Source organism: Microbacterium sp. A93 (genome assembly GCF_051842835.1).
Genome location: NZ_JBPXMT010000008.1, coordinates 45,412 through 62,850, shown reverse-complemented (window position 1 = coordinate 62,850; position 17,439 = coordinate 45,412). Strand labels below are relative to the sequence as shown.

Below are 17,439 nucleotides of genomic sequence, written 5' to 3'. Positions count from 1 at the left end.
TGTGGTTGAGCCACGGGTGAGGTGGTGGTCGGACTCGGGGAACTCACGGTGCGGCCCGCTTTCATATCGATCAAGGTCGAAGTGAAGACTAGCGGGACATATCGATGAGCGTCAATGTAAGATGCTGGCATGGCCCTGACCACCTCTGTGAACCTCGACCGCTCGGCCGACGGCTGTTGCTCCCTGTCGAGCGGCCCCTTGGGTGTGGGGGATGCCCAGCGCTCGGCGGAGCGCTTCAAGGCCCTGGCTGATCCCATGCGCCTGCGCCTGCTCTCACATGTGGCGGCCCAGGGGTGCGAGGCGGTCTGTGGATGTGACCTCACCGAGGACCTGGGCATCAGTCAGTCCACCGTGAGTCACCACATGAAGAAGCTGGTCGACGCCGGCCTGCTCACCCGGGAGCAACGCGGCAAGTGGGCGCACTACACCGTGGTCCCCGAGGCCTTTGCCACCCTGCGCGGCCTGCTCGAGATCGGCTGACACCGCCGGATGCGACTAATCTTGGACCGTGAACGGAATCGACGGCGCCGGGATGGCGGGGGAAGTCCTCGCGTGGATCGGACTGATCGCCGGGGTGCCACTGCTGCTGTTCGGCCTCCTGATGCGTTCGGCTGATGCGGTCTTCGTCCCCGTGGAGATCGTCGTGGTGCAGCAACCCCGGATGGTCCTGGCCCGCTGGTTCGCGGCCGGGGACTTCCACGGGCGAAGCCTCCACCGGGCCGAGCGTGGCCGGCTGTTCGGGCGGGAGGACTGCGTGGCCTACGTCAGCCGCCGTGACCCGTCCCGCATGCGGCTGGAGGCCCGCCGGCCACTGACGGCTGTGTGCCTGGCCCTGGGCGGCGCGATCGCCGGGGCGGGATTGTGTGGATTCGCCCTCTCGCTGCTCCCGATGATCCTGGGCTAGGACGGCCCGTGCTGCGAGGCCTAAGGTGAGTTCATGACCCCTGAGATCCCAGCGCCTATCGCCGTCACCGGGGCCACCGGCCAACTCGGCGGGCGGGTGGCCCGTCTGCTCTCCGACGCCCAGGTGCCCTTGCGTCTGCTGGTCCGCACACCGGAGAAGGCGCCGCAGCTGCCGAACGCCACCGTGCACCGGGCGCCCTATGGGGACGGCGACGCGGTCACCGAGGCCCTGGCCGGCGTCGGGACCGTGTTCATGGTCTCCGCCTCCGAATCCGAGGACCGGGAGGCCGAGCATGAGGAGTTCGTGGCGGCGGCCGCGAACGCCGGGGTGCGGCACGTGGTCTACACCTCCTTCCTCGGGGCGAGCCCGGAGGCCACCTTCACCTTCGCCCGGACCCATGCGGACACCGAGGTGGACCTGGCGGCCTCGGGGATGGCGTACACCTTCCTGCAGGACAGCTTCTACATGGATGTGGCCCGTGGCGTGGTCGGTCAGGACGGGATCATCCGCGGTCCGGCCGGGCAGGGCCGGTGCGCCTTCGTGGCCCACGACGACGTCGCCCGCACGGCAGCCCACATCCTGCGCGACCCCGCGCCGCATCAGGGGCACGCCTACCGGCTGACCGGCCCCGAGGCCCTGACCTTCGAGGACGTTGCCCGGATCATCACCGAGGTGGAGGGGCACCCGGTGCGCTTCCAGGACGAGACCGTGGAGGAGGCCTACGAGTCCCGGAAGGCCTGGAACCCGCCGCCCTGGCAGGCTGATGCCTGGGTCTCGACCTACACGGCCATCGCCGCGGGCGAGCTGGACGTGGTCAGCGGGGACATCGAGCGGGTGACCGGAACGGCGCCGGTGGACTTCAGGACGTTCCTGCACGCCCGCCGGGGCTGATGCCGGGGGGCGCTCGGTTCTCAGGTCCCGCGGACGAGCCGGGTCAGTGCGACCGGGGGCTCGGTGCCCTGCGCCTCGTAGCCAGCGAGGAGACGCCGTGCGCGGTCCAGGCGCAACTGCGCACTCGGATCCAGCGTGCCCTGCCGGCTGGCGGAACCGGTGACGAAGGTGACCATGTAGGCCAGACGCCAGCGCAACCGGAAGCCCAAGCCCAGGCCGGTGCTGTCGGAGGTCACGGAGTAGGCCTTGCCGCTCATGATGCTCGCTCTCGATGTGTCCTCGTCGCGGTGCCGACGGGCCCGAACGGTCACAATAGTTAGTGTGCTATCTAAGCTACCCGAGACCGCACCCGGCGGCCTCGAGGGGCGGCGTAGGATCTCTGCCGTGCCGCATGACGATCTCCACGCCCCCGCTGACCTCACTGCTGACCCCACGGCGGACCTGCACCCGGCCCTTCGGTCCGCCGGCTGGCCTCAGCCGTCCTCCCGCGTTGAAGGGGTCACCGTCCGGGATGCGCGGGAGTCTGACCACGAGGCCATCGCCCACCTCACGGTGAACTCCTATGTGGATGGTGGTCATATCGACCCGGCGGACGAGTACATCGAGCACCTGCAGGACGTGGCCCACCGGGCCCGCCAGGCCAGGGTGCTGGTCGGCGAGGTGGAGACCGAGGCGGGGGCCGTCGTCGCCGGTTCCGTGGTGTTGACCCTGCCGGGGATGCCGATGTCCGAGACCGCGCGCGAGGGCGAACTGGAGTTCCGGATGCTCGCGGTGGACCCGGGGGTCCAGCGCCGCGGGGTGGCCCGCGCCCTGGTGCGGGCCACGATCGACCGGGCCGAACAACTCGAGGGCGTGGACGCCGTGGTGCTGACCACCATGATGACCATGGCCGGGGCGCACCGACTCTACGAGACCGAGGGGTTCGTGCGGGTGCCGGAGCGGGACTGGCGCCTCTCGGACATCGGCCAACAGCCCACGGACGGTGACGACCCGTTGTACTGGGTCTACCGCCGCATTCTCTGAGCCCGTACTGATCCGGAGGGTGCCGGCCGCCGCACTAGACTGGGTGACCGAACCACCCACCCCGCTTCAACCGCAGGAGTTTCATGTCTGCCATCACCCGTGAGGACGTCGCGCATCTGGCGCGGCTGGCCCACATCCGGATGGACGAGAACGAACTGGCCACCATGGCCGGGGAGCTCGACGTCATCATGGATGCTATCGCCTCTGTCAGCGAAGTCGCCGGGGCGGACGTGCCTCCCACGTCCCACCCGATACCGCTGCAGAACGTTTTCCGTGAGGACGTGCCCACGGGCATGCTGACCCAGGAGCAGGCGCTGGCCATGGCACCGGACGCCGAGGACGGCCAGTTCAAGGTCCCCGCGATTCTGGACGGGGAGTGATCGGACGTGGCTGAGCAGAAGACCGACGAACTGATCCGGCTGACCGCCCTGCAGATGGCCGAACGGCTCCGTGCCGGCGACGTCACCTCCGTGGCCCTGACCCAGGCGCACCTGGACCGCATCACCGCCGTGGACGGTGCCGCCGACGGTCCCGACGGCTCCGACGGCTCCAGCCGGGGTGGCAGCCGCGGGATCCACGCCTTCCTCCACGTCAACACGGAGGAGGCGCTCGCCGTCGCCGCCGAGGTGGACGCCATCCGCGCCGCCGGTGGCGCCGACGCCCAAGCCCTGCACCCGCTGGCCGGCGTGCCGATCGCGGTGAAGGACCTCATCGTCACGGTGGGACAGCCCACCACCGCCGCCTCGAAGATGCTCGAGGGCTGGATGAGTCCCTATGACGCCACCGTGGTGGAGCGGATCCGCGCTGCCAGGCTGCCGATCCTGGGCAAGACCAACCTGGACGAGTTCGCCATGGGTTCCTCCACGGAGCACTCGGCCTTCGGGGACACCCGCAACCCCTGGGACCTGGACCGGACCCCCGGCGGCTCCGGCGGTGGCTCCGCCGCTGCCGTGGCGGCCTTCATGGCCCCGCTGGCCCTGGGCACGGACACCGGCGGCTCCATCCGCCAGCCCGGCGCCGTCACCGGCACCGTGGGCGCCAAGCCCACCTACGGCGCGGTCTCCCGCTACGGAGTCATCGCCATGGCCTCCTCCCTGGACCAGGTGGGCCCCGTGACCCGCACCGTGGCGGACGCCGCGGCCCTACAGGAGCTCATCGGCGGCCATGACCCCAAGGACTCCACCTCGCTGCCCGAGCCGATGGACGGACTGCTGGAGGCCGCCCGCAACGGCGAGCTGAAAGGCCTGCGCATCGGCATCGTGTCCGAGCTGCGGGGCGAGGGCTACCAGGACGGCGTGCTGGCCCGTTTCCAGGAGGCTGTGGAGGTGCTGAAGGAGGCCGGCGCCGAGATCACCGAGGTCTCCTGCCCACACTTCGGCTACGCCCTGGGCGCCTACTACCTGATCATGCCCTCGGAGGTCTCCTCCAACCTCGCCAAGTTCGACGGCGTGCGCTACGGCAACCGCGTGGTTCCCGACGGCGGCGGCACCATCGAGCAGGTCATGGGCGCCACCCGTGCGGCCGGCTTCGGCGACGAGGTCAAGCGGCGCATCATCCTGGGCACCTATGCCCTCTCGGCCGGATACTACGACGCGTACTACGGTTCCGCCCAGAAGGTCCGGACCCTGATCCAGCGCGACCTCGACGCGGCGTTCGAGCAGGTCGACGTGCTGGTCTCGCCGACGTCGCCGGTCACCGCCTTCCCCCTGGGGGAGAAGCTGGATGACCCGCTGGCCATGTACCTCAACGACGTGGCCACCATCCCCGCCAACCTGGCCGGCATCCCGGGCATCTCGGTGCCTGCCGGCCTGTCCGAAGGCCTCCCCGTCGGCATCCAGTTCCTGGCCCCGGCCCGCGGGGACGCCACCATGTACCGCGCCGCCGCAGCCTTGGAGACCCGCCTCGAGCAGTCCTGGGGCACCCCGTTCTGGGCTCAGGCCCCGGAACTGACCCCCACCACTGCAGGAGGAGAGAACTGATGGCCGCCGTCACCGATGAGGTGCTCACGTTCGACGAGGCCATGGCCGCCTATGAGCCGGTGCTCGGCTTCGAGGTCCACGTGGAGCTCAACACCAAGACCAAGATGTTCTCCTCGGCCCCCAACGGCTTCGGGGCCGAGCCGAACACCAGCGTCACCCCGGTGGACCTCGGCCTGCCGGGCGTGCTGCCCGTGGTCAACGGCACCGCCGTGGACTACTCCATCAAGCTCGGCCTGGCCCTGAACTGCCAGATCGCGGAGGTCTGCGGCTTCGCCCGGAAGAACTACTTCTACCCGGACACCCCGAAGAACTTCCAGACCTCCCAGTACGACGATCCGATCGCCTACGACGGCTGGCTGGACGTGGAACTCGAGGACGGCACGGTCTTCCGCGTGGAGATCGAGCGTGCGCACATGGAGGAGGACGCCGGCAAGCTGACCCACCAGGGTGGGGCCTCCGGCCGCATCCAGGACGCAGCCTCCTCGCTGGTGGACTACAACCGTGCCGGCGTGCCACTGGTGGAGATCGTCACCAAGCCGATCACCGGGGCCGGCGCACGGGCCGCGGAACTGGCCAAGGCCTACGTCACCCAGATCCGGGACATCGTCAAGAACCTCGGCATCTCCGACGCCCGGATGGAACGCGGCAATGTACGCTGCGACGCCAACGTCTCACTGATGCCCCACGGATCCACCGTGTTCGGCACCCGCACCGAGACGAAGAACGTCAACTCCACCCGGGCCGTGGCCCACGCGGTGACGTTCGAGATCCAGCGCCAGGCCGCGGTCCTGTCCTCCGGCGGCACCGTCACCCAGGAGACCCGCCACTGGCAGGAGGCCACCCGCACCACCACCTCCGGCCGTCCGAAGTCGGATGCGGATGACTACCGCTACTTCCCGGAGCCGGACCTCGTGCCGATCCACACCAACGCCGAGTGGATCGAGCGCCTGCGGGCCGAACTGCCCGAGCCGCCGGCAGATCGCCGCAGGCGCCTGAAGGCGGACTGGGGCTTCTCGGACGAGGAGTTCCGGGACGTCGTCAACGCCGGGGTGATGGACGAGATCGCCGCGACCATCGAGGCCGGTGCCTCGGCCGCAGCCGCCCGCAAGTGGTGGATGGGCGAGATCGCCCGTCTGGCCAACCTCGCAGAAAAGGACATCGCCGAGCTGGGGGTCACCCCCGCAGACGTGGTGGAGGTCGAGACGCTGATCGCCGAGAAGACGATCAACGACAAGATCGCCAAGCAGGTCCTCGGCTTCGTGGCCGAGGGCGAGGGCTCCCCGAAGGCCATCGTCGAGGCCCGCTCCCTGGCCGTGGTCTCGGACGACGGTGCCCTGAACGCCGCGGTCGAGGCCGCCATCGCCGAGAACCCCGGCGTGGTGGACAAGATCAAGGCCGGCAAGCTGCAGGCCATCGGTGCCCTGATCGGCCCCGTCATGAAGGCCACCCGCGGTCAGGCCGATGCCGCCCGCGTGCGCGAGATCGTGATGGAGCAGCTGGGAGTCACCGAGTAGCCGCACCCCCTCGTTGACCCGTCCATCCCCGCGAGCATCACGTGCTCATGCCCCGGAGATGGACGGGTCAACGGTCGTTTGGGGCTGAGTCTCCGGGGAGCGTGCGGCGGCTCTCACCTCACGCGGCGCACCACGGCATGGGTGACCAGGGCCAGGCACACCGCCAGACACAGGACGGCTCCGAGCCCGAAGGTGCCGGTGATGCCCGCATCGGTGGTCTGGCCGTCAGGGGCGGCGGTGACGGCGAGGATCGCGGCCGAGACGGCGGTGCCGAAGGAGCTGCCGATCGTCCGCAGGACCTGGTTGAAGCTGACTGAGCTGCCCAGTCCTTCTGCGGCCACATTCCGGGCGATCAGAGCCGGCATGGCCGCATAGCTGGAGCCGATGCCCAGCCCGAACAGGAACATGCCGAGCAGTACCTCCCACAGCTGCGTGTGGGCCAGCCAGAGCAGGGTGCCGGAGGCGGCGGTCAGTCCCGCCCCGATCGGCAGTAGCGCCGTGAGCGGGACCTGCCGGGAGACCCGGCGGACGATCCGGTTGGCCAGGAAACTGCCCACGGACAGCGGCAGCATGACGAACCCTGCCCAGAAGACCGGCATGGCGAGTCCGTACCCGGTATCGGCCGGAGCCTGGGCCACCAGGCTGGAGACCGAGAGGCCGATGTAGATGGCGGCGCCGAGACCGATGGCCGAGCCGTTGGCCAACAGGACCTCGCCGTGGGCGAAGACGCGCAGGTTGATCAACGGATGGCGCACGCGCAGGGACCAACGGACCCACACCGCCAGCACGGCGACGGCGACCACGAGGACGACGATCGTCCACGGTGCCGTCCAGCCCCACGTGGGGCCCTCGCTGATGCCCAGCAGCAGGCTTCCGAGACCGGCGCCCAACAGGAGGGCCCCGGTCAGGTCGAAGGGGGTCCTGGGTGTCTCGCCGTCTGGGTGGCCCGGTACCACGAGGGCGACCACCGTGAGGGCCGTGACCACGAAGAGGGCGGCGAACCAGAAGGCGAACCGGTAGTCGAGGAGTCCGGCGATGATCCCGGTCAGCGGGTAGCCGATGCCGAGTCCGGTGGCAACGGTCACGGACAGCCCGGAGATCGCGGTCTGGACCCTGGCGGCGGGCAGGCACCGGCGGGCCAGGGCGATGGTCACCGGAACGATGCCGTAGGTCAGTCCCTGCAGGGCCCGTCCGATGAGGAAGACCGTGAAGTTCGGTGCCAGCGCAGCTACCACCGAGCCGAGCAGGATGACCGACAGGGAGATCATCAGGAGCCGTTTCTGGCGCGGTCCGTCGCTGAGCCGGCCCATCACGGGGGTCGCGATGGCGCCCACGAGGAGGTTGATCGTCAGCATCCACTGGGCCGTGCTCACGGTCACGCCCATGGCCTCGGCGATCGTGGGCACCAGGAGCATGCCCAGGGAGCTGACCACAGCCGTCGAGAGGGCGGCGTAGATCAGCGCCGGCTCCAGGCGCCGGGTCTCAACCACGGGGCGGCTCGGAGTCAACGGCGGCGGTGAGCTTGCGGAGTACCGGGATGGCGTGGGTGAGGGTCTGCCGTTCGGCCGGCGTGAGGCGATCCTGGATGACCTGATGAAGCCAGGAACGGCCGGCCAGGGTCTCCTCGCCGAGCCGGCCACGCCCGGCCTCGGTGGGGTGGACCCACATCCGGCGGCGGTCCGTCTCGTCCGGGACGCGCCGGATCAGGCCCAGGCCCTCGAGCTCCCGCGTGGCCAGCGAGATGGCCTGGGGACTGACCTGGACGGTTGACGCGAGCTCTGCGGTGCTCGCCCGGCCGTTCTCGGCCACGTGCCTCAGGATGCCCATCTTGCCCGGCGACAGCGTGCGTTCGGCGAGGATCCGCCGCAGGATCGGTTGCAGGGACTCCAACAGTTCCGCGGTCGGCGCCGAATCGGCCAGCGGGTCAGGATGCGGGTCGGTAGCCATCCTCAAACCCTACAAGCAACTTGATCAAGTTGCTTGCGGAGATGGGGATCGCCACACGATGCACCAGTGCCGCACAGGTGCCACCCAGGTGGCGATCGGGTGCCGGATGGTGTCTGGGCCACTGCCGTGCCTACCGTGGCAGGCAGGCTCTCCCCGAGCCGACTCCGACGAGAGGTTGTGAGTGATGGCAGCGAAGAACATCCACGTCCTGGGCATGACCTGGATCCAGCGCCATGAGCTGGAGACCGGTGCGGCGCCGCCGGGACGAGGACACGGACACCGAGTTCCGGCGCGGAACCGAGGAATGGTACAGCTTCCGCTGGAATGACGTGAACTCCGTCCGCGGCGAGATCAAGACCGTGCGCCGCGTGGAACGCACAGACTGGGGGGCGCTGGTCACCACCAACACGGTGCTGACCTCGACCCCGACCGAATTCGTGGTGGACGCCAACCTGGATGCCTACGAGCTGGACGCCCAGCGGGGGGACCCCCGCGTGTATTCACAGAGTTGGCATCGGCGCATCCCCAGGGACCTCGTGTAGGGCTCCGGTCACCCCAGCAGGCTGAGCCGGCTCAGGAACCGGCCGGAATCCCGCGGTAGCCGCTCGGCCCGCGCCCACTCGTCCAGCGGCATGGACGCCGTCACGTCCAACCGCAGGTCCGCATCCACCAACACGTCCACCAGGAAGGCGAGGCGCTGGAACGCCTGCGGGCCGATCTCCTCGGGCCCCGGTACCTCCGTGAGCGTCCAGTACGAGAACGTCCGCGTCAGGCCGAGGTAGTCCTGCACGGACACGGGCGCCTCGCACAGCTGCGCGAAACTCGCCACCAGCTCCCCGGTGACCGGATCGGCGGCGGTCACCTCGAGGGAGCGGGTCCCACTGAACCCCACCGGGACCGACGCCGGCCCGGCGGCGTCCGCTCCCGCCGCACCGGCCGCCGTCGTCCAGGAGCCGGCGGCGAAACCTCCGGTCCCGGCGTTCAGCGGCCGATAGTCCACGCCGTCCGGGATCCGCCACTGGCGCAGGTGTGACTGGATCATCTCGATCACGGGGGCCATCGTGTGGTGGAACAGCGGGTTGGGCAGCAGCTCGGCCGCCGGGTAGTTCGAGGTCAGCAGCAACCCGGCGTCCAGGGCCAGCAGCCCCGGCACCACGCGGCGCAACAGCATGGCGTCGCCCACATCATGCACGTGGAACTCGTCGATGAACACGAGCCGCGCGTCGCCGATGAGGTGCTGCACCGCGTCGTCGATCCCGATCGGGGTCCCGGCCTGGGCCGTGGCCACCACCTGGTTCACCTGGCCCAGCAGCGCGTGCATGTGCAGCCGGATCTTCGGCACCTCGAGGGCGTTGAAGAACTGGCCGGCGATCCAGGTCTTGCCCCGCCCGACCCCGCCGTGCAGGTACACCCCGCGGCCCACCGTGCCGGATCCTCCGGTCAGCAGCCGCACGGTCTGCCGCTGGCCCGCGTCCAGCACCTTCCCTCCGGCCTGGAGCGCCTCCAGCAGCACCGCCTCCCGCAGCCGCGGCCACGGATCCCGGGCCCTGCGCCGGCCGCTCACCGGATGGGCCCGGCGCGCCACGAGGCCTCCGTGGCCACCGCCCGCCCGGGCGGTGGCGACGTCGTCGGGGCTCGGGGCGGAGGTCATGGATCCACGCTAGCGCGGCCGGGTGGGGTTGCCGGCCAGCAGGGGTTCCTACACTGGTGCGGTGACCACCACCGCCCGGCCATCCCCGCCCGCCCAGACCGTCCCGCCCTCGGCCCGCACCGTCCGCTGGGAGATCGTGATCGTGCTGGCGCTGTCCCTGGGCCGCTCGGCCGTCTACGCGCTCGTCAACCTGATCGACAAGTGGACGCAGGCGCCCCTGTCCGGACAGACCACCACCCTGAACCCGGCGCTGGATGACCGGCAGTTCTTCGACCTGACCTATCAGCTGCTGGACATCGGCTTCGCCCTGGTGCCGGTGCTGCTGGTGCTGCACCTGGTGTGGATCCGTGGGCGCGACCCGTTCCGTGCCTTCGGCCTGGACTTCCGGCGTCCGGGCCGGGACGCGGCGTGGGGGATCGGGTTGTTCCTCGCCATGGGCCTGGGCACCGTGGCCGTCTACGCGGCCGGCCGGGCCGCGGGGCTCACCACGGCGATCGTCGGCAGTGCGCTGAACGAGTACTGGTGGACCACCCCGGTGCTGCTGTTCTCCGCGCTGCGCCACGGACTGCTGGAGGAGGTGATCGTGGTGGCCTGGCTGTTCGACCGGCTCGGCTACCTGCAGCAGCTGCGGGCCGGGGCGCAGCCGGTCCTGCCCGTCAGTACATCCGTCGACCCGACCGGAGCGAAAGGTGGGCTGCGCAGCTGGGTGAGTGGCGCCGTCGTTCCCCTGAATCCCACCGCCGTGGTGGTGCTCTGTGCGGTGCTGCGCGGCGCGTACCACCTGTATCAGGGGGTGGGGCCGGGTATCGGCAACCTGCTGATGGGGCTGGTCTTCGGGGCGTTCTACCTCAGGTACCGGCGGGTGATGCCGCTGGTGGTGGCGCACTTCCTGCTGGACGCCGCAGGATTCGTGGCCTACCCGCTCCTGGCGGCGGCCGGCCTGTTCGGGACCTGATCCGTTCTCACCCCCGGCTTTCAGTCGAGTCGGGGGGGGGGGGTTTTTTCCCCCCCCCCCCCCCCCCCCCCCGACTCGACTGAAAACGAAAGGTTTTTAGAGCGTGACGGTGCCCTGGGGGGTCTCGAAGGTGACCTCGAGCAGGCCCGGGGTGCCGGAGGGGGATTCGAAGACCACGTTGAGGTCCCCGACCATCTCCTCCGGATCGGACATGCCCAGCCAATCGCGGACGCGGTCCCGGGAGCCGGCGATGGTGATCGAGGACAGCTCGGCCTGGGGCTCGGCGGCCTGGGAGGGGTGCAGTTCCTCAGTGTGGTCATCCCAGCGCAACAGGTAGGGCACCTGCGGATCCGCGATGAGACCCTTGATGCCGATCTGGCGCCAGGTCAGCTCGCGGCCGTCCGGGAACTTCCGGTTGCCGGGCACGGACTGGCGCTCTAGGCGTTCCTCGAACGGGGCGAGGTCATCCACCGCCACGCACCAGCCCATCCAGCCGCCGCCCATCTCGGAGCGGGCGCGGACGGCCTGACCGAACGGGGCCTTCACGGAGGAGGGGTGGTCCAGGACCTCAACGACCTCGAGGTACTGGCGGTTGCGCAGCGGGAAGATCGCGTTGCGGGTGCCGAAGCGGGGGTGTACACCGCCCTTGACCCGCTCGATGCCCAGGGCATCGGCGAGACGGGCCACCGTGGCGGCAAGGCCTTCTTCGGGTCCAACGGCGTACGAGACGTGATCCAAGCGCATCATGTGCATATCGTCGCACTTTCTTAGGCCTCGGACAGGTTAGGTTAACCTCACTTGAAACGTGGCGCACCTCACAGCCCTGGCCTGGTTTCATCCCCGAGTCGCCCTGATGTCGCCCTGATGTCGCTCTGCGACGTAGGGGGATGAATCGTCCGGGCCGATCTGGCACACTGGATTGAGGTCATGAGTGCCAGCATCAAGCCCCGGCTTGCTGGCCGGCAACCCTCCAGCTCGCGGTGGGGTGCCCCGGGTGAGGACCAGGCAGGTGCCGACCGGCATCTGCAAGCGCGGCCACCTCGGCGCAGCGGGTTGACGGATCACGCCCGCTGGCACCCGCGGGTGGCCCTGGATTGACAGGAGCCGTCACTTGACTGACACCCCCACCACCCCGGCCACGGACGCCACCGATGCCAGCGCCTGGGGCTTCGAGACCCGGCAGATCCACGCCGGCATCCCGCAGGAGAACCCCTACGGCGCCACCGTGCTGCCGATCATCCAGTCCAACTCCTTCGACTTCCCGTCCGCCGAGGTCGCGGCGGACCGCTTCGCGCTGAAGGATCTGGGCCCCATCTACACGCGCATCGGCAACCCGACCCAGGAGGCGGTGGAGGGCAAGATCGCCGCACTCGAGGGCGGCGTGGGCGCCCTGCTGCTCGCCTCGGGCCAGGCGGCCACCACCGTGTCCATCCTCAACGTGGCCGGCGCCGGGGACCACCTCGTGGTCTCCGCCTCCCTCTACGGCGGAACCCAGAACCTCTTCAAACACACCCTGGCCAGGATCGGAGTCACCACCACGTTCGTGCAGGACCCGGACAACCTGGACGAGTGGAAGGGCGCCATCCGGGACAACACCAAGGCCCTGTTCGGCGAGACCCTGGGCAACCCGCGCGGGGACGTGCTGGACATCCGCGCCATCGCGGACGTGGCCCACGCGGCCGGGTTGCCGTTGATCGTGGACAACACCCTGGCCACCCCGTACCTGCTGCGTCCCATCGAGCACGGCGCGGACATCGTGGTGCACTCGGCCACCAAGTACCTCGGCGGTCACGCCGCGGCCATGGCCGGGGTGATCGTGGACGGCGGCACCTTCGACTTCGCCACGCAGCCGGAGAAGTTCCCCGGGTTCAACACCCCGGACGAGTCCTACAACGGCATCGTCTTCGCCCGGGACCTCGGTGTGGACGGCATCCTCGGGGCCAACCTCGCCTTCGTGCTCAAGGCCCGCGTGCAGCTGCTGCGGGACTTCGGCAGTGCCATCAGCCCCTTCAACGCGTTCCTGCTGAACCTGGGCCTGGAGACGCTCTCCCTGCGCATGGAGCGACATGTGTCCAACGCCCGCCGGGTGGCCGAGTACCTGGACGGCCACGCCCTGGTCGAGTCCGTGATCTTCCCGGGCCTGCCCTCCAGCCCTTGGTATGAGCGGGCCCAGCAGTACCTACCCGCCGGCCCCGCCGGGTTCGTGTCGTTCGAAATCGTCGGCGGCCGCGAGGCCGGCGCCCGGTTCGTGGACGCGCTGAGCCTGCACCATCACGTGGCCAACATCGGCGACGTCCGCTCGCTGGTCATCCACCCCGCCTCCACCACGCACTCCCAGCTGAACGAGGCCGAGCAGCGCGCCGCCGGCGTCACGCCCGGCCTGGTGCGGCTGTCCGTGGGCGTGGAGAGCATCGAGGACATCCTCGCCGACCTCGACAACGGCTTCGCCGCTGCCGACGTGAGTGCCTAGGGACGGAGTCGACAGCATGACCGCCATCACCGCCCAGCACGCGGCCACGGCCCTCCCCGAGGGGGGCCTGCACACCCAGCGCATCGGTGCCCTGGACTTCGAGACCGGCGGCCACCTGCCCGAGGTGGAACTGGCCTACGAGACATGGGGCACGCTCAATGCCACGGGCTCGAACGCCGTGCTGGTGCTGCACGCCCTGACGGGATCCACGCACGTGGCCTCCTCCGACGCCCTCCCGGAGGAGGGCTGGTGGGAGGGCATCGTCGGGCCCGGCTGCGCCATCGACACGGACCGGTGGTTCGTGGTGGCCCCCAACATCGTGGGCGGCTGCTACGGGACCACCGGCCCGTCGTCGCTGGACCCGGACGGGACCCCGTGGGGTTCGCGGTTCCCGTTCACCACCATCCGTGACTCGGTGCACGCCGAGGCCCGGTTGGCCGACGCCCTGGGCATCCACCGCTGGCAGGCCGTGGTCGGCGGCTCCATGGGCGGGGCCCGCGCCCTGGAGTGGGCCGCCACCTACCCGGAGCGCGTGGCCGGCATGGCCGTCATCGCCTGCGGCGCGCACTCCACCGCCGAGCAGATCGCCTTCGCCCAGGCCCAGATCCAGTCCATCACGCTGGACGCCAACTTCCGCGGCGGGGACTACTACCCGGGCCCGACGCCGGACGGCGGCCTGGGCATCGCCCGCAAGATCGCGCACATCACCTACCGGTCCCAACCGGACATGGACGGCCGCTTCGGCCGCGGCGCCCAGGCCGAGGAGGACCCCTTCGGGCAGTCGCTGCGGCGGCTGGGGCGCTATCAGGTGGAGTCCTACCTGGACTACCAGGCGGCCAAGCTCGTCAAGCGCTTCGACGCCAACAGCTACCTCGTGCTGACCGAGGCACTCATGAGCCATGACGTTTCCCGAGGCCGTGGCACCGAGGCCGAGGTGCTGGCCCGGATCACCGCTGCGCCGTTCATCGCGGCTGTGGAGTCGGACCGCCTGTATTTCCCGGGCCAGTCCCAGGAGCTGGCGCGGCAGCTGCCCGGCGAGGTCCCGGTCTACATGATCGACTCGCCGATCGGCCACGACGGCTTCCTGACGGATCTGGACCAGGTGGCCGCGGACATGACGCGAATCCTGGGGCTCTAGCCACACCGATCCTGCCCAGCCACACCCATCCTGCCCTGCCACAGCAATAATCACTGTGGCTGGGCAGGATCAGTGTGGTCGTTGATGTCCTCCACCAGGTTCCCCGCCCGGGTTCCCCGCCCGGGTTCCCCGCCCGGGTTCCCCGCCCATGCTCCCGGCCCTGGATCCCCGCCCGGGTTCCCCGCCCATGCTCCCGGCCCTGGATCCCCGCCTGAAGAACGACCACCAGGAACACGCCGTCCGGCCGCAGGACGGGATGGATGTCGGTCAGGACTCGAGCGGGGCCGGCCGGGTGCGGCGAGCGGTGCCCTGGGCCAGTGCCAGGTGTCCGCCGAGGAATCCGGCCGCTGACGCGACGGCGTTTCCGCCGGCCGCCAGACCAGCCCCCCAAGCGTGGCGCCCCCGGAGGCGCGCCACGAGGGAGCCCGCGAACAGGAAGAGCGCGGCATCGGTCCCCAGCGCATGGACGGCACCGATCCGGTGCTCCGGACCCTTGGTCTCCGCCCAGTCTGCCGCGCCGGCGAGAGCCGTGGGCACCGCCGCCAGCACACCGGTCGTGACCAGCAGCGTGGCGGCCTGCCGGGACTGGCTCCCCCCGGCCAGATCGAGGATGGAAGCACCCATCCAGCTGCCGAGCGTGATATCGGTGAGTGGCGGGTGTACGGAGTGGCCGAGGACATCGGTGCGGAAGGGACTGTGGCGCACCCACCTGAGGATCGGCCCGTAGGCGAACCGCTGGGCTGCGGCCAGACGGTCCGCGACCGGGCTCTCGCCCAGTGTCCGCAAGACCGCTGCCGGGAGGGACCGGACATCTGCAGTCGGGGGCATGATGATGACCTCCTGGTCCCCACCTCGAGTGCGGAGACCCCATCTCGAAACGATTCCCTCCGCTGGAAATTATCCCACCGCTTCCCGCGTCATGGCAGTGCCCGCCGCCGGTCCTCTACTCGCCAGGGTCGGTGCCCTGGACCATCGGATGACCGAACATGGGCTCGGCCAGGGGGCGCTTGGCTGCCAGGCCGTCTCCGGAGGACTGGCGCCGCAACCGGCGCAGCACCCAGGGCATGAGGTGCTCTCGGGCCCAGTGCACGTCCTCGGTCCGGGCCTGACGCCAGCTCTGGTGCACCGCGGGTTTGGGCTCGAAGGGCACCAGGTCATGGGGCACGTTGAGCGTCTCCAGCACCATCGCGCCGATGGTGTGGTGACCGGTGGGGGAGAAGTGCAGCCGGTCTGCCGCCCACATCTCCTTGCGCGTGAGCTCCCGCAGCGCCCAGAGGTCTGCCACCACGGCATCGTGGCGCAGGGCCACCGTGTGCACGTTCTCGTTGTAGATGGCCACCTTGCCCCGGATCCGCCCCATCATCGGGGTGTCCCGGATGTCCGGGCCCGTGAAGAGCACCACGGTGGCGCCGCTGGCTGCCAGCCGGCCCACCAGCCCGTCCAGGGTGAGCGTGATCCGTCCGGGTCCCCGCCCGGACGGATCACGTCATTGCCGCCGGCGCACAGGGTGATGAGGTCGGGCTGGAGGTCGAGCGCGGGCCCGGCCTGTTCGGCAGCGATCTGCGCGATCAGCCGGCCGCGGATGGCCAGGTTGGCGTAGGAGAAGTCCTCGCCCTCCCGGACGCGGTATGCGAGCTCCTCGGCCACCCGGTCCGCCCATCCGCGGTGGGCGCCGGGGTGGTGCGGGTCCGGATCGCCGATGCCCTCCGTGAAGGAGTCGCCCAGCGCCACATAGCGGCGCCAGGGGTGGACCGGGTGCAGGGCAGCGGTCGAGTGTGGTGTGGATACGGCATCAGACATGTCTCGATCCTAGATCCCGGGTTACCCGTGGGTCAGTTCGGTCCTCGCCTACGCTGGGATCCATGACCGAACCACAGAACCCCGCACCATCCCCTGCATCCACCCCGGCTGGGCCCACCGAGCCGTTCGTCCGCTGGTCCCGGCCCGAGGCCGAGCGCGCGGGCACGCACCTGCTGGTGATCCTGCACGGCTACGGTGCGGACGAGAATGACCTGTTCGGGATCGTGCCGGAGCTGCCGGAGAAGTTCACGTTCGCCTCCGTGCGGGCGCCGTTGGTCATGGACCACGGCGGGTACACGTGGTTCCCGCTGAACGCGCAGATGGGTTCGGATCCCCTGGCCGTGCGGGCCGCCATCGAGGACCTGCAGTGGTGGGTCGCGGCGCAGCGGCCGCACTTCGAGTCCACCTCGCTGCTGGGCTTCTCCATGGGCATGGCCATGGCCACCTCCCTGCTGCGCCTGGACCCGGAGGCCTATGCGTGCATCGTCGGGCTCTCCGGCTTCGCCATCGACCCGGACCCCGCCCAAGGTGCCGGGGTGGGCGCGGGGACCGGCCCCCTGGCCGGCTTCTTCGACGACGAGGCGGTCAAGGCCGCCCGGCCGAAGGTCTTCTGGGGTCGGGACCAGGCCGACCCGGTCATCACGCAGGACAAGGTGGAGTACACCCACGCCTGGATGAACGCGCACGTGGACATGACCAAGGTGCTCTACGCGGGGATCGGCCACGGGATCGGGCCGCAGGAGCTGCGGCACGTGGGGGAATTCCTCGACTACACGGTGAAATAGCCCGGTCCCCGGCAGCGCCGCCCGCACGCGAGGGTCAGCGCCCGGCCGGGACCACCTTCACGGCCTCGCCGGAGAACTCGATCACGTCACCGTGACGCAGCTGCCGGCCACGGCGGGTCTCCGGATCGCCGTTGACCTGCACCAGGCCGGCCTCGATCACCACCCGGGCATCCGCCCCGTCCTCCACCAGGCTGGCCAGCTTGAGGGCCTGGCCCAGGCGGATCACCTCGTCGCGGATCTCCAGCGGCGCGGGGTGGGCGGCCGGAGCATCGGGGGCTTGACGGTGGTTTCCGTGGTTCTCAGGGGCAGGATGTGCGGACATGACTCCATTGTGGCCCGAAGTACCGTGCCGGTGCACCAGCCCGGCACCGCCGGAACCCTC

Annotated in this window: 19 protein-coding genes, 1 pseudogene and 1 riboswitch; of the genes and pseudogenes, 12 read left to right on the top strand and 8 right to left on the bottom strand. The window is 70.1% G+C overall.

Annotation, left to right across the window (positions count from 1 at the left end):
• Positions 1-129 precede the first annotated feature (129 nt).
• The 3 genes from ACSU1G_RS19805 to ACSU1G_RS19795 are packed head-to-tail and all read left to right on the top strand — an operon-like array spanning position 130 to position 1,795.
• A complete protein-coding gene (locus tag ACSU1G_RS19805; protein WP_439281709.1) occupies positions 130-480 on the top strand; it encodes a metalloregulator ArsR/SmtB family transcription factor in 351 nt (116 codons plus the stop codon).
• 28 nt (positions 481-508) lie between these two features.
• Positions 509-904: a hypothetical protein gene (locus ACSU1G_RS19800; protein ID WP_439281708.1), complete on the top strand. Its 396-nt coding sequence runs from the start codon at positions 509-511 to the stop codon at positions 902-904.
• A 33-nt stretch (positions 905-937) separates the two neighbouring features.
• Complete coding sequence (locus ACSU1G_RS19795) at positions 938-1,795, top strand: SDR family oxidoreductase (RefSeq protein WP_439281706.1); 858 nt, start codon at positions 938-940, stop codon at positions 1,793-1,795.
• 20 nt (positions 1,796-1,815) lie between these two features.
• Here the strand turns inward: ACSU1G_RS19795 and ACSU1G_RS19790 are convergent, their stop codons facing one another.
• Entirely contained in the window at positions 1,816-2,106 is a 291-nt protein-coding gene (locus ACSU1G_RS19790) for a hypothetical protein (protein ID WP_439281705.1), read from the bottom strand.
• Positions 2,107-2,179: 73 nt separating this feature from the next.
• Between ACSU1G_RS19790 and ACSU1G_RS19785 the strand changes: the two genes are divergently transcribed.
• The 4 genes from ACSU1G_RS19785 to gatB all read left to right on the top strand — a co-directional run bounded on the left by ACSU1G_RS19785 (position 2,180) and on the right by gatB (position 6,311).
• Complete coding sequence (locus ACSU1G_RS19785; RefSeq protein ID WP_439281704.1) at positions 2,180-2,818, top strand: GNAT family N-acetyltransferase; 639 nt, start codon at positions 2,180-2,182, stop codon at positions 2,816-2,818.
• 83 nt (positions 2,819-2,901) lie between these two features.
• Positions 2,902-3,198 (top strand): Asp-tRNA(Asn)/Glu-tRNA(Gln) amidotransferase subunit GatC, encoded by a 297-nt coding sequence (gene gatC, locus ACSU1G_RS19780; protein ID WP_439281703.1) that lies wholly within the window; start codon positions 2,902-2,904, stop codon positions 3,196-3,198.
• Positions 3,199-3,252: 54 nt separating this feature from the next.
• Entirely contained in the window at positions 3,253-4,797 is a 1,545-nt protein-coding gene (gene gatA, locus ACSU1G_RS19775; RefSeq protein ID WP_439281992.1) for an Asp-tRNA(Asn)/Glu-tRNA(Gln) amidotransferase subunit GatA, read from the top strand.
• Positions 4,797-6,311, top strand: coding sequence for an Asp-tRNA(Asn)/Glu-tRNA(Gln) amidotransferase subunit GatB (gene gatB / locus ACSU1G_RS19770; RefSeq protein ID WP_439281702.1), 1,515 nt, complete (start codon positions 4,797-4,799; stop codon positions 6,309-6,311). The genes gatA and gatB overlap by 1 nt, the downstream gene beginning before the upstream one ends.
• 113 nt (positions 6,312-6,424) lie before the next feature.
• On the opposite strand, the gene ACSU1G_RS19765 is transcribed toward gatB, so the two are convergent.
• Positions 6,425-7,801 carry an MFS transporter gene (locus ACSU1G_RS19765; protein WP_439281701.1) on the bottom strand — a complete coding sequence of 459 codons (1,377 nt, stop codon included), beginning with the start codon at positions 7,799-7,801 and terminating at the stop codon, positions 6,425-6,427.
• Entirely contained in the window at positions 7,794-8,258 is a 465-nt protein-coding gene (locus ACSU1G_RS19760; RefSeq protein WP_439281700.1) for a MarR family winged helix-turn-helix transcriptional regulator, read from the bottom strand. The genes ACSU1G_RS19765 and ACSU1G_RS19760 overlap by 8 nt, the downstream gene beginning before the upstream one ends.
• Before the next feature lie 233 nt (positions 8,259-8,491).
• On the opposite strand from ACSU1G_RS19760, the gene ACSU1G_RS19755 reads away from it, so the two are divergent.
• The gene (locus ACSU1G_RS19755) at positions 8,492-8,800 is read left to right on the top strand and encodes a hypothetical protein (RefSeq protein WP_439281699.1); all 309 of its coding nucleotides are present in this window, start codon (positions 8,492-8,494) and stop codon (positions 8,798-8,800) included.
• Between the two features lie 8 nt (positions 8,801-8,808).
• Here ACSU1G_RS19755 and zapE read toward each other — a convergent pair whose 3' ends face one another.
• The gene (gene zapE, locus ACSU1G_RS19750) at positions 8,809-9,909 is read right to left on the bottom strand and encodes a cell division protein ZapE (RefSeq protein ID WP_439281698.1); all 1,101 of its coding nucleotides are present in this window, start codon (positions 9,907-9,909) and stop codon (positions 8,809-8,811) included.
• A 61-nt stretch (positions 9,910-9,970) separates the two neighbouring features.
• On the opposite strand from zapE, the gene ACSU1G_RS19745 reads away from it, so the two are divergent.
• On the top strand, positions 9,971-10,864 hold the full coding sequence (locus tag ACSU1G_RS19745) for a CPBP family intramembrane glutamic endopeptidase (RefSeq protein ID WP_439281697.1): 894 nt from the start codon (positions 9,971-9,973) through the stop codon (positions 10,862-10,864).
• A gap of 96 nt (positions 10,865-10,960) precedes the next feature.
• On the opposite strand, the gene ACSU1G_RS19740 is transcribed toward ACSU1G_RS19745, so the two are convergent.
• On the bottom strand, positions 10,961-11,617 hold the full coding sequence (locus ACSU1G_RS19740; RefSeq protein WP_439281696.1) for a VOC family protein: 657 nt from the start codon (positions 11,615-11,617) through the stop codon (positions 10,961-10,963).
• Between the two features lie 170 nt (positions 11,618-11,787).
• Positions 11,788-11,902, top strand: a riboswitch (SAM riboswitch).
• Positions 11,903-11,975: 73 nt separating this feature from the next.
• On the opposite strand from ACSU1G_RS19740, the gene ACSU1G_RS19735 reads away from it, so the two are divergent.
• Together ACSU1G_RS19735 and metX are read left to right on the top strand one after the other, a co-directional pair.
• Positions 11,976-13,334 (top strand): O-acetylhomoserine aminocarboxypropyltransferase/cysteine synthase family protein, encoded by a 1,359-nt coding sequence (locus ACSU1G_RS19735; RefSeq protein ID WP_439281695.1) that lies wholly within the window; start codon positions 11,976-11,978, stop codon positions 13,332-13,334.
• A 16-nt stretch (positions 13,335-13,350) separates the two neighbouring features.
• A complete protein-coding gene (gene metX, locus ACSU1G_RS19730) occupies positions 13,351-14,472 on the top strand; it encodes a homoserine O-acetyltransferase MetX (protein WP_439281694.1) in 1,122 nt (373 codons plus the stop codon).
• Positions 14,473-14,739: 267 nt separating this feature from the next.
• On the opposite strand, the gene ACSU1G_RS19725 is transcribed toward metX, so the two are convergent.
• Positions 14,740-15,300 carry a DUF2231 domain-containing protein gene (locus ACSU1G_RS19725; protein WP_439281693.1) on the bottom strand — a complete coding sequence of 187 codons (561 nt, stop codon included), beginning with the start codon at positions 15,298-15,300 and terminating at the stop codon, positions 14,740-14,742.
• 115 nt (positions 15,301-15,415) lie between these two features.
• A pseudogene (locus ACSU1G_RS19720) lies at positions 15,416-16,272 on the bottom strand (SGNH/GDSL hydrolase family protein).
• Positions 16,273-16,334: 62 nt separating this feature from the next.
• On the opposite strand from ACSU1G_RS19720, the gene ACSU1G_RS19715 reads away from it, so the two are divergent.
• Positions 16,335-17,057, top strand: coding sequence for an alpha/beta hydrolase (locus ACSU1G_RS19715; RefSeq protein WP_439281691.1), 723 nt, complete (start codon positions 16,335-16,337; stop codon positions 17,055-17,057).
• Between the two features lie 34 nt (positions 17,058-17,091).
• On the opposite strand, the gene ACSU1G_RS19710 is transcribed toward ACSU1G_RS19715, so the two are convergent.
• On the bottom strand, positions 17,092-17,379 hold the full coding sequence (locus ACSU1G_RS19710) for an RNA-binding S4 domain-containing protein (protein WP_439281690.1): 288 nt from the start codon (positions 17,377-17,379) through the stop codon (positions 17,092-17,094).
• Positions 17,380-17,439: the final 60 nt, after the last annotated feature.